Source organism: Acinetobacter sp. WU_MDCI_Abxd143, from assembly GCF_025514195.1.
In the GTDB taxonomy this organism is placed as follows: Bacteria; Pseudomonadota; Gammaproteobacteria; order Pseudomonadales; family Moraxellaceae; genus Acinetobacter; species Acinetobacter pittii_H.
On sequence record NZ_JAHPTH010000007.1, the window covers coordinates 55,132 to 70,103 of the forward strand.

Sequence of the window (14,972 nt, forward strand, 5' to 3'; positions counted from 1 at the left end):
TAATAGGTCACTGCTAATACCGAAAAATTTTAAATATATTCAAAATCAACTAAATAAAAAAGATGATTATTTTTGATAACATTTTTTAAACACAAAAGAGAGTGGGGTAAATAAAAATATTTTAAGAATAAAATAATATATTTATTTTTAAAATATAGGGTAGATAATATTTATCTTATTGAAATAAAATAAATTTGCTATGTATTGGAATTTTAATTTTTTATAAATTATTGTTTTTTATATTGGTTCTATGTTTAGTGTTTAATTTAATAATATTTATTTAAATAATTTTAATGACTTAAATAATATGGCTGGGCTTTGTAATAGTTTTAATTAATTCTCTTTTTTAATTTGTAAAATAAACGTATTGATAGGAACTGTTGTAATAATAATTTGGTATATCTACACCGTCGGCTGAGATTTCCTTCGTTTAAAAGCTAAATTGGGTCAGCCGACACCCTAATTTAAAGTATTAAAAAATCTTTTTTAAAACAAGAGAATTTCTATATTTATAAAATATTCTTTTATTTATATTATTTGTTTTTAAAATAATAAAATATATTTTAATAGTTTGAATGTTAATCTGAATTTATTGAAATTAAATAATTTTAATAATAAAAAAGCCACTCGAGTAGAGCGGCTTTTTGGAAACGCTACGCCATGCGATACATAAGTTTTCATTGATACGATTTATAAATCAATGAATTAGTTTGAAATAATACGTTAAATGATAACTCGTTGCACACAATCAATCCCATTGTGTATTTTGTGAAATATTCTGTGTCTTTTTGTAAAAGATAAATTGATTTTTAAATTCAGATTGAGATAGTAACAATTAAATTTTATACTATATTTATTAAATAATAATTTTTATAATCTTTGAAAGAACTTAATTAGATAAAAAATAGTTTAATATTAAAAAAAATTGGTATTGTTTGTGATGAAATTTACGTTTTATTGAGCATATCCTCAATGCAAAAAAATAAATTATCTTTTAAGAAGAGATATTTGTTGCTGCTTTTACCAGTGTGTTTACTCAGTTATTGTGTATATGGTGAAGTAACAAAAGAAGCGCGGCAAAAAAAGTTCTTGGAACATCCTCCAAATGTACGTCAAATTTGGCCGTCTTCTACTAACCCAGATGGAATGGTATTAAATATTCCTGCCACTTATATAGATGGCAGCACTTTTATTTTTGAACCAATTTTAAAACAAGATGAAGAAAAGAAAAGAGAAGAGAGGATTAAAGCGCGAAAAGAAAAAATTTGCGATGTGTATACTTGTCAGGAGCTTTTTGAACTTCTACTTCCAAAGTTTGAACCTAAGAATTTAAAAAACCTACATATTTTTCAAACAAAAAGTACTGAAGACTTAGAAGTATATAAAAATCATTATTTAAGATTAAATGTAAATAGTTGGCGAGTTACACCTAATAATAATGTAGATAGAAAAGGCTATAGTTTACCTACCAGTAGTTTAGGTCTAGGATTGCAACAGGTTTTCCATACTAAAACTATTTTCTGGAATGAAGAATTATTAAATTACATGATAATAAAACCAAGACCAGATTTAAAACTTATAGAAGTTGTAGGTTTAAAATCGAATGTTCCTGGTGGATTTTATAAGGTTTTAGTTCATAAACAATGGGATAAAAAATATCCAGAAGATGTCATTGAAGATAGTCAACGACATAAAGTTTTTTTCAATAAAGACAAGAGTGGATATATTACGACATATATAAATTGTAGTTCAGAAACCAGTGTGGTTACTGAAGAAAAGTTAGAAGCTTATTCTCATCCTAAAAGATATCATTGTGATCATTATTTTGAAATACCACAATTATCACTTGATATAGAAGCTCATTATAGTGATCTATATTTACAAGAATGGGAAACTATTGAAAAAAATATAAAATATTTATTTAATAAATTTGAGGAAAAATAACTCATGGCACCTTTAAATTCAATTGATATAACTCAACTTGAAAAATATGCTACAGCTTGTGACAAATATAATTAATGGAAATTTCTATCTAATAAAGGCGATAGATATGCAACCTTAGCTCTCTCCTTTGAGTTATAAATGATATTTAATGATTAATATTAAAATGGAAATAAAAAAGCCACTCTAGTAGAGCAGCTCTTTTGATTTGATAAGTTAAACTTACCAGCTTAACGCACCACCAGTTTGGTAGTCGGTTACGCGAGTTTCGAAGAAGTTCTTCTCTTTACGTAAGTCCATCATCTCAGACATCCACGCAAATGGATTTGTTACACCAGCAAATTGCTCTGGTAAACCTAACTGAGATAAGCGGCGGTTACAGATGAATTTCAAGTATTCTTCCATCATGCTTGCGTTCATACCCAATACACCGCGTGGCATGGTGTCACGTGCATATTCGATTTCAAGCATCGTACCTTCAACAATCATTTGAACCACTTCTTGTTGGAACTCAGCAGTCCAAAGGTGAGGGTTCTCAATCTTGATTTGGTTAATCATGTCGATACCAAAGTTCAAATGCATAGACTCATCACGCAAGATGTATTGGAACTGCTCAGCAACACCGTTCATCTTGTTACGACGACCCATACTCAAAATTTGAGTAAAGCCACAGTAGAAGAAGATCCCTTCAAGTACACAGTAGAATGCGATCAGGTTACGAAGTAAACGTTGGTCGTTTTCAGGCGTACCTGTGTGGAAATTAGGATCAGTTAAAGATTGAGTATATTTCAAGCCCCAAGCTGCTTTACGTGCAACAGATGGAACTTCACGGTACATGTTGAAGACTTCGCCTTCGTCCATACCTAAAGATTCGATACAGTATTGGTAAGCGTGAGTGTGAATTGCTTCTTCAAACGCTTGACGCAAGATGTACTGACGGCATTCAGGGTTAGTAATGTGACGGTAAATCGCCAATACCAAGTTGTTTGCAACCAAAGAGTCAGCAGTCGAGAAGAAACCTAAAGAACGCATAACAATAGTACGCTCATCTTCTGTTAAGCCATTTTCAGACTTCCAAAGTGCGATGTCATGGTTCATGTTAACTTCTTGAGGCATCCAGTGGTTTGCACACCCGTCAAGATATTTCTGCCAAGCCCACTCATATTTAAATGGTACAAGTTGGTTCAAGTCCGCACGACAGTTAATCATGGCTTTGTCGTCAACTTGAACACGTTGAGCACCCATTTCTAGCTCTTCAAGGCCAGGGGCAACGTCTAAATGTTCTAAGGCTTGAGCGGCTCTAGCCACTGTATCGGAGGCAACTGTTGGTCGCACGGAATGGGTTCCAGCGGATTGTGGAGCTGCCACGCTCGGCGATGATGGCTGCGCAGTAGATACATTCTGCGAATCTGACGCTTTTTCCGATTGGACGGGCGCAGACTTGTGTTCAGGTGTAGTCGGTTTTTGCGAATCATCTTCAAAATCGTCCCAACTAAGGATAGACATTTTTGTTCTCTCTTCGTTGTATATATCTATATTTGACATCTCTTAAACGAAGATGTCCCTACTATACGCTTTTAATGTGTAAACAAAATTAAGTTTTATTGATGCATGACCAAATTTTGGGCCTTTGGTCTCTACTCCCTACAACTTATTTTGTTTACGCTGCTGCTTACGTATTGTGATAAATGCGTAAACCATCGGCATATAAAAGAAAATAAAGGCAAAGATTAAAACTCCAACACCAAGCATATAGTTATGGCTGAGATGAGAAAGCATAATCTTTACCTCTTTTAAGATTGCTCTTTAGTGAAAAAGAGCAATCTTATTAAATGTTATTGGCAAGCTTCACAATCAGGGTTGTCGATCGAACAAGCCATTGGTACAGGAGCTGCTTGAGTAAAGCCTTCTTCTTCAACCGCTGCTTCTGGTTTCTTCGCTTCTACAACAGGGGCAGCAACAGCTGCTGCTTCAACAGTCGCAGGTTTAACTGCGTTTAAAGCACCTGTGTTGATTGTAGATTTTTCAGCAGAAGTTGCACCTAAAGCTCGGAGGTAATAAGTCGTCTTAAGACCACGTAACCATGCCATCTTGTAAGTGATGTCAAGTTTCTTACCGTTTGCACCAGAGATGTAAAGGTTAAGCGACTGAGCTTGATCAATCCATTTTTGACGGCGTGATGCAGCATCAACGATCCAACGTGTATCCACTTCAAACGCAGTAGCAAAGATTGCTTTTAATTCTTCAGGAATACGAGCAATTTTTTGTACTGAACCTTCAAAGTGTTTAAGGTCGTTAACCATTACTGTGTCCCAAAGACCGCGTTCTTTTAATGCACGAACAAGGTATGGGTTAATAACAGTGAACTCACCAGACAAGTTAGATTTCACATATAAGTTTTGGAATGTTGGCTCAATAGATTGAGAAACACCACAAATGTTAGAGATGGTAGCAGTTGGAGCAATCGCCATCACGTTTGAGTTACGCATACCGTCTTTTTGAACTTTGGCACGTAAAGTGTCCCAGTCTAAACGTTGAGTACGGTCAACTTCGAGCATGCGCTCTGGACGAGACTTCGCAACAATTTCTAAAGAGTCGATTGGAAGGATGCCTTGATCCCACAATGAACCTTTGAATGTTGAGTAAGCACCACGTTCAACAGCCAAGTTGCTTGAAGTTTCAATCGCGTAGTAGCTAATTACTTCCATTGATTCATCAGCAAAATCAACAGCAGCATCTGAACCGTAAGCAATACCCATTTCATATAGAGCATCTTGGAAGCCCATGATACCCATACCGACAGGGCGGTGTTTCAAGTTCGAGTTTTTCGCTTGTGGTACAGCGTAGTAGTTAATGTCGATAACGTTATCGAGCATACGTACTGCTGTTTTAATAGTGCGAGCTAACTTCTCACGGTCTAACACACCACCTTGAACGTGTTGTACAAGGTTGATCGAACCTAAGTTACATACTGCAATTTCGTCTTGATTTGTGTTCAAGGTAATTTCAGTACATAAGTTAGATGAGTGAACTACACCAACATGTTGTTGTGGTGAACGTAAGTTACATACATCTTTGAATGTGATCCATGGATGACCAGTTTCAAACAACATAGAAAGCATTTTGCGCCATAAGTCTTTAGCACGTACTTTCTTGTGTAGCATGTTGGTTTCTTTCGCTACAGACTCATAGTAAGCATAACGCTCAGCAAATTCAGCACCAGTTAAGTCGTGCAAGTCTGGAGTTTCAGAAGGGGTAAATAATGTCCATTCACCATCTTCAAATACACGTTGCATAAACAAGTCTGGAACCCAGTTCGCAGTGTTCATGTCGTGAGTACGGCGACGGTCATCACCCGTATTTTTACGAAGCTCTAAGAACTCTTCGATATCTAAGTGCCAAGTTTCTAGGTATGCACACACAGCACCTTTACGCTTACCACCTTGGTTTACTGCAACAGCTGTATCGTTCGCGACTTTCAAGAATGGAACAACACCCTGAGACTTACCGTTAGTACCTTTAATATAAGAGTTCAAGGCACGTACAGGTGTCCAGTCATTACCTAAACCACCAGCCCATTTAGAAAGCATTGCGTTGTCACGCATCGCGCCATAAATGTCATAAAGGTCATCGCCAATTGTTGTTAAGTAACAACTTGAAAGCTGTGGACGTAATGTACCTGAGTTAAACAGGGTAGGCGTAGAAGCCATGTAGTCGAAGCTAGACAATAAGTTATAGAACTCAATTGCACGCTCTTCTTTATCTTGCTCATTGAGTGCAAGACCCATCGACACACGCATGAAGAATAATTGTGGTAATTCGAAGCGAACGCCGTTTGAGTGAATGAAGTAACGGTCAAATAAAGTCTGTAAACCTAAATAGGTAAACTGATTAGAACGTTCTGGCTGAATTGCTGCTGATAATTTTTCTAAGTCGAAGTCAAGCAAGTCAGGTGAAAGCAAATCAAGCTCAACACCTTTTTTCAAGAATGCTTCAAGTGCATTGTTTTCAGGTGTATCTGTTGATAAGCCTAAGAACGTTAAACCAGTGCTCACTAATTCGTTACAAAGCAAACGTGCAGTCACGTAAGTGTAGTTTGGTTCTTGTTCAATACGGGTACGTGTTGCCATCATCATTGTTGTGGCAATATCACTTTCTTTTACGCCGTTATATAAGTTTTTAACGGTTTCATCAACAATGGCTTGAACGTCAATACCTTCCAAACCTTCAGCTGCCTTAGAAACAGTTGCTTGCAATGCACTTAAATCAAGTGGCTGAAGCTGACCGTTTTTGTCGGTAACTTGTAAAGTAGGGTGGTGGTTTGAGTTCGTTTGCTGACGAGCGCTAGCACGTTGTTCACGGTAAATCACATAAGCGCGGGCAACCTTTTGTTCCCCAGTACGCATTAAAGCAAGTTCTACTTGATCTTGAATTTCTTCAATATGGATCGTACCACCCGATGGTAAACGGCGAGTGAAAGTATTTAATACCATTTCCGTCAACTGGGTAATACGGTCATGAATACGGCTAGAATCCGAACTCTGTTGACCTTCCACAGCAAGAAAAGCTTTACCAATCGCAACTGAAATTTTCTCTGCATCAAATGCAGCAACATCTCCAGTGCGCTTAATCACCTGAATTTGACCGGGAGTCGAAGTAATTACGCTCATGCCAGCATAGCTCCATTGTCACTTTTGTTATGTTCATAGACCGTTTGAACCGAGCAAAAAACATGCCACGATATTTGAGGGATAAACACAAGACTTAGTAGTTAAAGTTTATTTTCAACACAAGATACGGGATTTTTCATAGCAGATCAATCTTGACTTTTTAGTAATTTTTTATCTGTATGATTTGATGGGAGATAGCATAGCAAAGCTGTTAAAAAACACTTATAGATAACTTTGTGGATAACTCAAAAAACAAACACTTAAATAAATTTAAACTAAACAGAGAAATAATTTGTTTAATATTCATACATTGGAAATATGAATAGAATATGAAATTTAATAACAATAAATAAATCTTAAAAACACGTGAAAATTCAAAGGCTAATAAAATGCAACAAAATACGATGGTCATGTATCAGTTTGGTGAACGCCTACTTGTTTACAATGTAAACGTGTGTATATTGCAAATGATAAACGAATGTATCTGCAAGATTTTTAAGATACATGAAACGAGATTTATAGGGGCAATGATATGAGCCAAGAAGAAAAGTTACCAAAGATTCTGATCGTTGAAGATGACGAACGCTTAGCACGTTTAACTCAAGAATATTTAATTCGCAACGGTTTAGAAGTTGGTGTAGAAACTGATGGTAACCGTGCAATTCGTCGTATTATTAGTGAACAACCAGATCTAGTGGTCTTGGATGTCATGTTGCCGGGTGCCGATGGCTTAACAGTTTGCCGTGAAGTTCGTCCACATTACCATCAACCGATTCTGATGTTGACTGCACGTACAGAAGATATGGATCAGGTACTTGGTTTAGAAATGGGCGCAGATGACTATGTTGCTAAACCAGTTCAACCACGTGTTCTTTTAGCGCGTATCCGTGCACTCTTACGTCGCACAGACAAAACTGTAGAAGATGAAGTTGCACAGCGTATCGAGTTTGATGACCTTGTAATTGATAATGGCGGTCGTTCTGTCACGCTAAATGGTGAACTTGTTGACTTCACTAGCGCAGAATATGACCTATTATGGTTGCTTGCATCAAATGCTGGTCGTATCTTATCGCGTGAAGATATCTTCGAACGTTTACGTGGTATCGAATACGATGGTCAGGACCGTTCAATCGATGTCCGTATTTCACGTATTCGTCCAAAAATTGGCGATGATCCTGAAAATCCAAAGCGTATTAAAACAGTACGTAGTAAAGGTTACTTGTTCGTTAAAGAAACCAACGGGTTATAAGGTCGGAATAAACTTCCTATAAGGTTGATCGAGTGTTTAAACACAGTATATTCCTGCGAATTTATGCGGGACTGGTAATTCTTGTTGTTTTGGTTGCTGTATTTGGTTATTTGCTTGTACAAATCATCAATTATCAACGGGCACAAGAATACCGAGAATCTTTAACTGATGGTATTTCTTATGTCATTAGTGAAGGGGTGGCTCGACAACCGGGGAAGCAACAGAAAATAGACTGGGTTTCAGACGCATCAGATTTATTGGAACTTCCAATTTACTATACTGATGCAAGCAAGGTTGAGTTATCTCGTACCGAGAAAAAACGAATCGAAGCTCAAAAATCTGTTGTTCGTTACGATGCCAGTAATAGTATTGCGTATATCATTATTGGCTTGCGTGACGACCCACAACATTATCTATCTATAAAAGTCGACAAAATTAGTGAGCGCCAAATGAAAGCTCTCCCTATTTTTGTACTTGATTATCTAATGTTTTATCCGGGGCAAGAACAAGAATATCTTGCCAAGATTCAAAAACATTTCTCTTATCCAATTAATATCTACAATATTCAAGACGTTAATCTGGACTCTGAGCAAATTGGTCGTTTACGCCAAGATCAAAGCGTCATGTTGTACAAAGACAGTGCAACAGTTCGCGGTACAACCATTTCAATCGTCTCACCAATACCGAATCATCCTACACAGGTCCTCGTGCTTGGACCGGTGCCGATGTTTAACTGGATGCCTTTGCAGCTTTCAGCAGGGATTACCTTATTTAGCTTATTCTTGCTGAGTCTAGGTGTTTATGGATTGATCTTGCCGCTAGAGCGCAAAATTCGCCAAGTACGTTATGCATTAAACCGCATGAAGTCTGGTGATTTGTCATTGCGTGTTCCTATTGAAGGAAGTGACGAAATGGCAAACTTGGCATCAAGTTATAACAACATGTCTGATCATATTCAGCGTTTAATTGAGGCTCAGCGTGAGTTAATGAGAGCGGTATCTCATGAGCTTAGAACGCCTGTTGCCCGTATTCGCTTTGGTACAGAAATGTTAGCTGAAGAAGATGATTACAACCATCGTATGCATCAGGTCGACATGATTGATAAAGATATTGAAGCGCTTAATACTTTAATTGATGAAATCATGACTTACGCAAAACTAGAGCAGGGGACACCTTCACTAGATTTCGATGAAATTACTTTATTTGATGTGTTGGATCAGGTTGCTGTCGAAACTGAAGCTTTAAAAACGCAAAAAGAAATTGAACTGGTTGCTCCTCCACTTTATGTAAAAGTAGATGCAGAGCGTCGTTATTTACATCGTGTTGTTCAAAACTTAGTAGGTAACGCGGTTCGTTATTGCGATAATAAAGTTCGAATTACCGGTGGTATCCATAGTGATGGCATGGCCTTTGTATGTGTTGAAGATGATGGTGCCGGTATTCCTGAACAAGACCGTCAAAGAGTATTTGAAGCTTTTGCCCGTCTGGATGATAGCCGTACTCGTGCGTCGGGTGGTTATGGCTTAGGATTGTCTATTGTAAGTCGTATTGCCTATTGGTTTGGTGGTGAAATTAAAGTGGATGAAAGCCCAAGTTTGGGTGGCGCCCGTTTTATCATGACATGGCCAGCAAAACGTTTTAAACAGCCTCCTTTAAAAGCCAATAAAAAAGCACCTTCATAAGGTGCTTTTTTATTGAACTATTTATAGTCGAGTTGCATCTGGTTCCAAAATAGGTTTTCCGCTTCTTAAGCTGGCTAACGCATCGGAATTAAAATCGATCAGTAATGAATTATTTTTTGCATCAATCTGGTATTTTTGAATAAGAGGTTGGTCTCCATTAATTGTTTCTATTTTATATTCATCAGCAATGTGCAAAATACCTTCTAGGTTTGTTGTCGTTGACGCAAAATCCTGTCTAAATATTTCATAGACATCCCGCAAGTCAAAAATTGCATTATTCGCATCTGGATGTTTGTGAATATAGCTTTCTATATGTCGCACAAGTAGCTGGGCAAACAAGTAGTAATTTGGTTTGTGCGTATATTCTAGAGTCATGCATTTTTCTCCTTATTATCTGTTATTAGCATACATGGCAAAACACAGGTTATTGTATAAAATTCATTACACTAGATGATGAAATGAAAAAGTTATAAAGAGATAAACACTCGATTACGTCCTTGGCGTTTTGCTTGATATAAAGCGTCATCTGCTTCCTTAAATAAACTTTCAATAGCTCGATGGGAAGATGGTGAATATAAGCTTATCCCAATACTCACCTGTATGAAAATGGGTAATTTCCCATAAATATAAATAGGTTGCTGGCTAATTTTAATTCTGATTTGTTCTGCCAGTTCAAAAGCACTTTCCTTGCTGGTATCTGCAATAAAAATGGCAAATTCTTCACCGCCTAAGCGGCCCAATAAATCATGAGGATGCAAAATATTTTGTATCGTGGTGACACAAGTCTGTAGCGCCCGATCACCGATTTGATGACCATAGTTGTCGTTGACTTGTTTGAAATGGTCGACATCCAACATGAAAAAAGCTGAGGTTTTATTTTCTTTTTGTACTTTTTCTTGAAGTAATCTGACCGACTGTAAAAACTGGCGTCGAGTGAGGCTAGAGGTTAGTTCGTCATGTGCAATCGCATGTTGAAGCTTTTGAATTAATTCTGAATGTAAAACACTAATACTCGAAACTGTCAGAGGGGCAATTGTCATCATGATTAATCCTATACGGATTGAAATCGTATTGCTGAAATAGTCATTCGGATAGAGTAAAAGGTAATGTCCGGAAACATGATAAATAATGTAGGCGCTGGTGAGGCTCGTAATGAGTGCAACAACAATAGGTTTATAGCGAATGGCGCACCAGATGAGCGCAGCAATGGGGTAGAGTAGCGAACCGGGACCCGAGTCGTAATAGCTAGCAGCAATCGAAATGAGCACAGCTCCAAAAGGTAAAAGGTCGGTTGCCTGTAATCCCCGACTTCTCGAAAAGTAATGCTTTACCTGACTATACTGAGGTAGGTTCAATATGATGGGTAGAAGAAGCAAAGCATTTTGTAGTTCAGAAGTGAACCAATAACCGAATTCATCCAACAAACCACTCAGCATAAATTTAGTATTAAACATAGGCACGAAAGTTGCTGCAAACAATCCGCCTACTATGCTACCGACTCCGCATAGTCCAAATAAAAAAAGGTAAGAATAGCCTCGGTAGGCAGCTTTAATATGCTGATTAAAAAACATATAGAGCGCAAATGTAGTAACAACATAAAGAAAATTTGAAGTTGTTAAAACAAGTGTGAGAGCAAATGGCGTGCCCTGAAATAAGTCGGCAATCACATATCCTATATAGGCACCTAAAAATGCGCTTGGTCGGCGTGTGATTGGGAAGCGAATGAGCAAGCCAAGTAAAACCGAGTTAGCAGGCCAAAAGAATGCAAGAAAACTTAAAGGGCGAGATGCGATGCCAATGAAACAACATACTGCAATAATGATGCTAAACAGGAGAAAATATTTTAAAAAGGAGAGAAATGAAAATTCACGAAGTGAGTATGGCATCAGCTGCCCTTAATGATAAATACTCTTATCCAAGAGTAATAAAATATTATGCATGATTAAACATTCATCATAATTCAGAGGAGAAGTTGAATACAATAAAAAACAAACTAATATTATAAAAAAGTAAGTTATTAAAACTTAATAGTCGATGAACTGTGTAAATATTCTAAAATTAAAAAATGAAAAAAATCATCATAAATAAAGAAACTATTAAATAAACCGATTATGTGCGGTGAAACCCCCCTTACAACACATAGATGAATAGTTTTGTTGGGAAAATCATCCGAAAGACTAAGACGCTTCAACTAGCATGGGAAATTAGAAATCAGGTACAATTGGCGGGATTAATTTTGTGTTTGGTGTATTTGAAGGCCAATACATACATTCTTTGTTAAATAAATAGGCCTGCCAGGAGTTATCCCCGCATGAGTGCCATTACTCCATACGACTGGGCGATTATCGCCTTCGTGATCGGCGTTACATTTCTTTGCGTCTTTATGCTCACAGTTCCCTTACTTCTCGGGGGAAAATCGTGGGGACGTGCTAAGCAAGAGCAGTTTGAATCAGGTGTCGTGAGTGCTGGTGGCGCTCGCATTCGCCTGTCTGCAAAGTTTTATTTAGTCGCAATTTTCTTTGTTGTCTTCGACTTAGAGGCTCTTTACCTCTATGCATGGTCTACTTCTGTGCGTGAAGTAGGGTGGTTGGGATATACCACTGTTGTGATCTTTGTCGTTGATTTATTGATTGCGCTTATTTATGCCTTCTCTGTAGGTGCTCTAAGTTGGTCGCCAGCAGATCGCCGTAAATCAGCAGGTGAGGCGGTTAAAATCGGTTCACCAACAATGAACATTGCTGAAATTACACGCTTTAATTCTATTGAAGAGCTCGTAACTGACCCTACAGGCCAGATTCCAGCTCAATCATCAGGTCGTGTTAAGTCAAAAACTACACCTGCATTGTCATCTGAAAAGGAGTAAGTCGGGATGAAATATACTCTGACCCGCGCGAATCCGGATGCTGATCAATACCCATTGCAAGAACGTCAAATCGTGACGGATCCGCTTGAAGAGGAAGTGAATAAAAACGTATTCATGACTCGTTTAGAGGATGTCTTGCATACAGCAGTAAACTGGGGACGTAAAAACTCCTTGTGGCCATTTAACTTTGGTACCTCATGTTGTTACGTCGAATATGCAACGACCTTAACAGGTGTGCATGACTTGTCACGTTTCGGTGCAGAGGTTATCCGTGCTTCACCTCGTCAGGCTGACTTGATGATTGTTGCAGGGACCTGTTTCGTAAAAATGGCACCAGTTATTCAGCGTCTTTATGAACAGATGTTAGAGCCTAAATGGGTCATTTCGATGGGTGCTTGTGCAAACTCTGGAGGTATGTACGACATCTATTCAGTAGTACAAGGTGTAGACAAAATTATTCCTGTTGACGTGTACGTCCCAGGTTGTCCGCCTCGTCCTGAAGCATTAATTCAAGCTTTAATGCTTTTACAAGACCAGATTCAATTAGAGCGACGCCCGCTTTCTGCCGTGATCGGTGATGATCTTCAGCCAGTATATAAGCCAAAGATGATGCCAGAACGTGACCGTAAGAATGCGCAGCGTATTGCCGTTAAAAACTTACGCTCTATGGATGAGATTAAATAATTTTTTGACGGTGTTTTGACATATCTAACTGATATGTTCATCGAGAAAATTGACAGAATTTGTATTAAATAGGAAGCCAAGCCAATGGCTGAAACTGACATTGCTATGCCAGAGTCAACAGCAGTTGATTCACGCCCAGCATTTGCAATCGTAGAAGAGCTCAAAACCAAATTTGGTGAGAACTTTTACGTGCAGGCGACTTTTGAAGAGTTTCCAACAGTCTGGGTTGAGCGCGCACGCGTGCAAGAAGTCCTTATGTTCCTACGTAAAGTGGAACGTCCGTATGTAATGCTATTTGACTTATCTGCGATGGATGAACGTTTACGTGTTCATCGTGATGGTTTACCAGCATCTGACTTCACTGTGTTCTATCATTTATTATCGCTTGAGCGTAATAGTGACATTCGTATCAAGGTTGCCTTGAACGAAAATGATCTTAACATTCCGACAGCGACAAATATCTGGCCAAATGCCAACTGGTATGAACGTGAAGCTTACGATATGTTCGGTATCAATTTCGAAGGGCATCCAATGCTCCGTCGTATTTTGTTGCCAACCTATTGGGAAGGTCATCCGCTTCGTAAAGAATATTCAGCACGTGCGACAGAATATACGCCGTACATGCAAGACAAAGCGAAACAAGACTTTGAACAAGAGCACTTACGTTTTGTGCCAGAAGACTGGGGTCTTAAGCGTGGTAACGCTGATGAAGACTTTATGTTCTTGAACTTGGGCCCTAACCATCCATCTGCACATGGTGCGTTCCGTGTTGTATTGCAGTTAGATGGCGAAGAAGTGAAGGACTGTGTACCTGATATCGGTTATCACCACCGTGGTGTGGAAAAGATGGCTGAACGTCAAACATGGCATTCTTTCATTCCTTATACTGACCGTGTTGACTACTTAGGTGGTTGTGCTCAAAACATGCCGTATGTGATGGCTGTCGAGCAAATGGCTGGTATTAAAGTTCCTGAACGTGCGCAAGTGATTCGTGTCATGTTGAACGAATTGTTCCGTATCAATAACCACTTATTATTCTGTGGTACGGCAATTCAGGATGCCGGTGGTATGACACCAGTATTCTATATGTTCGCAGACCGTCAAAAAGTTTACGACATTGTTGAAGCAATTACGGGTTACCGTATGCATCCAGCATGGTTCCGTATTGGCGGTACAGCACACGATCTTCCAAACAACTGGCAAAAGCTTGTTAAAGAATTGCTAGAGTGGATGCCTAAACGCTTAAACGAATACTACACAGCTGCATTGAAAAACTCTGTGTTTATTGGTCGTACGCGTAATGTTGCACAATACGATGCCAAATCTGCACTCGCATGGGGTGTAACTGGTACTGGTTTACGCGCAACAGGTATCGATTTTGACGTTCGTAAATATCGTCCATACAGTGGTTATGAAAACTTTGATTTTGATGTGCCGGTTGAGTATGAAGGCGATGCTTATGCACGTGTGCTTGTTCACTTTCGTGAAATTACCGAGTCGCTAAAAATTATTCAACAGTGCTTGGATAACATGCCTTCTGGTCCATACAAAGCGGATCATCCATTGGCTGTTCCACCACCGAAAGATAAGACATTACAAGATATTGAAACCTTGATTACGCACTTCTTGAGCGTTTCATGGGGTCCTGTCATGCCAGCGGGCGAGTCATCATTTATGACTGAAGTGGTTAAAGGTGCAAGTACTTACTACTTGACTTCAGATAAAGCGACCATGAGTTATCGTACTCGTATTCGTACACCGACGTTTACTCACTTACAGCAAATGCCTTCAGTGATTAACGGAAGTTTAGTATCTGACTTAATCATTTATCTGGCGACCATTGACGTGGTTATGGCTGACGTGGATCGCTAAGAGGTAACACA

12 protein-coding genes are annotated in these 14,972 nt (G+C 38.5%); 7 read left to right on the forward strand and 5 right to left on the reverse strand.

Features of this window, described 5'->3' with window-relative positions; translation table 11 throughout:
- The first annotated feature begins 972 nt into the window (after positions 1–972).
- Positions 973–1,944: a hypothetical protein gene (locus KTI79_RS13275; protein WP_086375854.1), complete on the forward strand. Its 972-nt coding sequence runs from the start codon at positions 973–975 to the stop codon at positions 1,942–1,944.
- Between the two features lie 219 nt (positions 1,945–2,163).
- Here KTI79_RS13275 and KTI79_RS13280 read toward each other — a convergent pair whose 3' ends face one another.
- From KTI79_RS13280 to KTI79_RS13290, 3 genes are all read right to left on the reverse strand, one after another.
- Positions 2,164–3,447 (reverse strand): ribonucleotide-diphosphate reductase subunit beta, encoded by a 1,284-nt coding sequence (locus KTI79_RS13280; RefSeq protein WP_005803276.1) that lies wholly within the window; start codon positions 3,445–3,447, stop codon positions 2,164–2,166.
- A 138-nt stretch (positions 3,448–3,585) separates the two neighbouring features.
- Positions 3,586–3,720, reverse strand: a complete 135-nt coding sequence (locus tag KTI79_RS13285) for a hypothetical protein (protein ID WP_002120013.1) — start codon at positions 3,718–3,720, stop codon at positions 3,586–3,588.
- Positions 3,721–3,776: 56 nt separating this feature from the next.
- Complete coding sequence (locus KTI79_RS13290; protein ID WP_086375853.1) at positions 3,777–6,611, reverse strand: ribonucleoside-diphosphate reductase subunit alpha; 2,835 nt, start codon at positions 6,609–6,611, stop codon at positions 3,777–3,779.
- A 353-nt stretch (positions 6,612–6,964) separates the two neighbouring features.
- On the opposite strand from KTI79_RS13290, the gene KTI79_RS13295 reads away from it, so the two are divergent.
- Genes KTI79_RS13295 through bfmS form a run of 3 tightly spaced genes read left to right on the forward strand, consistent with a single transcriptional unit; the run spans position 6,965 to position 9,542 of the window.
- Complete coding sequence (locus KTI79_RS13295; protein ID WP_032055251.1) at positions 6,965–7,147, forward strand: hypothetical protein; 183 nt, start codon at positions 6,965–6,967, stop codon at positions 7,145–7,147.
- A complete protein-coding gene (gene bfmR / locus KTI79_RS13300) occupies positions 7,144–7,860 on the forward strand; it encodes a response regulator transcription factor BfmR (protein ID WP_000076440.1) in 717 nt (238 codons plus the stop codon). Before KTI79_RS13295 ends, bfmR begins: the two co-directional genes overlap by 4 nt.
- 32 nt (positions 7,861–7,892) lie before the next feature.
- A complete protein-coding gene (gene bfmS / locus KTI79_RS13305) occupies positions 7,893–9,542 on the forward strand; it encodes a sensor histidine kinase BfmS (RefSeq protein WP_016142095.1) in 1,650 nt (549 codons plus the stop codon).
- A gap of 21 nt (positions 9,543–9,563) precedes the next feature.
- On the opposite strand, the gene KTI79_RS13310 is transcribed toward bfmS, so the two are convergent.
- Together KTI79_RS13310 and KTI79_RS13315 are read right to left on the reverse strand one after the other, a co-directional pair.
- Entirely contained in the window at positions 9,564–9,917 is a 354-nt protein-coding gene (locus tag KTI79_RS13310; RefSeq protein ID WP_032055252.1) for a hypothetical protein, read from the reverse strand.
- 92 nt (positions 9,918–10,009) lie between these two features.
- Entirely contained in the window at positions 10,010–11,428 is a 1,419-nt protein-coding gene (locus KTI79_RS13315; RefSeq protein WP_032055253.1) for a sensor domain-containing diguanylate cyclase, read from the reverse strand.
- A 425-nt stretch (positions 11,429–11,853) separates the two neighbouring features.
- On the opposite strand from KTI79_RS13315, the gene ndhC reads away from it, so the two are divergent.
- The 3 genes from ndhC (at position 11,854) to nuoC (ending at position 14,961) form a co-directional block, all read left to right on the forward strand.
- Positions 11,854–12,405 (forward strand): NADH-quinone oxidoreductase subunit A, encoded by a 552-nt coding sequence (gene ndhC / locus KTI79_RS13320; protein WP_032055255.1) that lies wholly within the window; start codon positions 11,854–11,856, stop codon positions 12,403–12,405.
- Between the two features lie 6 nt (positions 12,406–12,411).
- A complete protein-coding gene (locus KTI79_RS13325; RefSeq protein WP_002050353.1) occupies positions 12,412–13,089 on the forward strand; it encodes a NuoB/complex I 20 kDa subunit family protein in 678 nt (225 codons plus the stop codon).
- Positions 13,090–13,173: 84 nt separating this feature from the next.
- Complete coding sequence (gene nuoC / locus KTI79_RS13330; RefSeq protein WP_002120052.1) at positions 13,174–14,961, forward strand: NADH-quinone oxidoreductase subunit C/D; 1,788 nt, start codon at positions 13,174–13,176, stop codon at positions 14,959–14,961.
- Positions 14,962–14,972 lie beyond the last annotated feature (11 nt).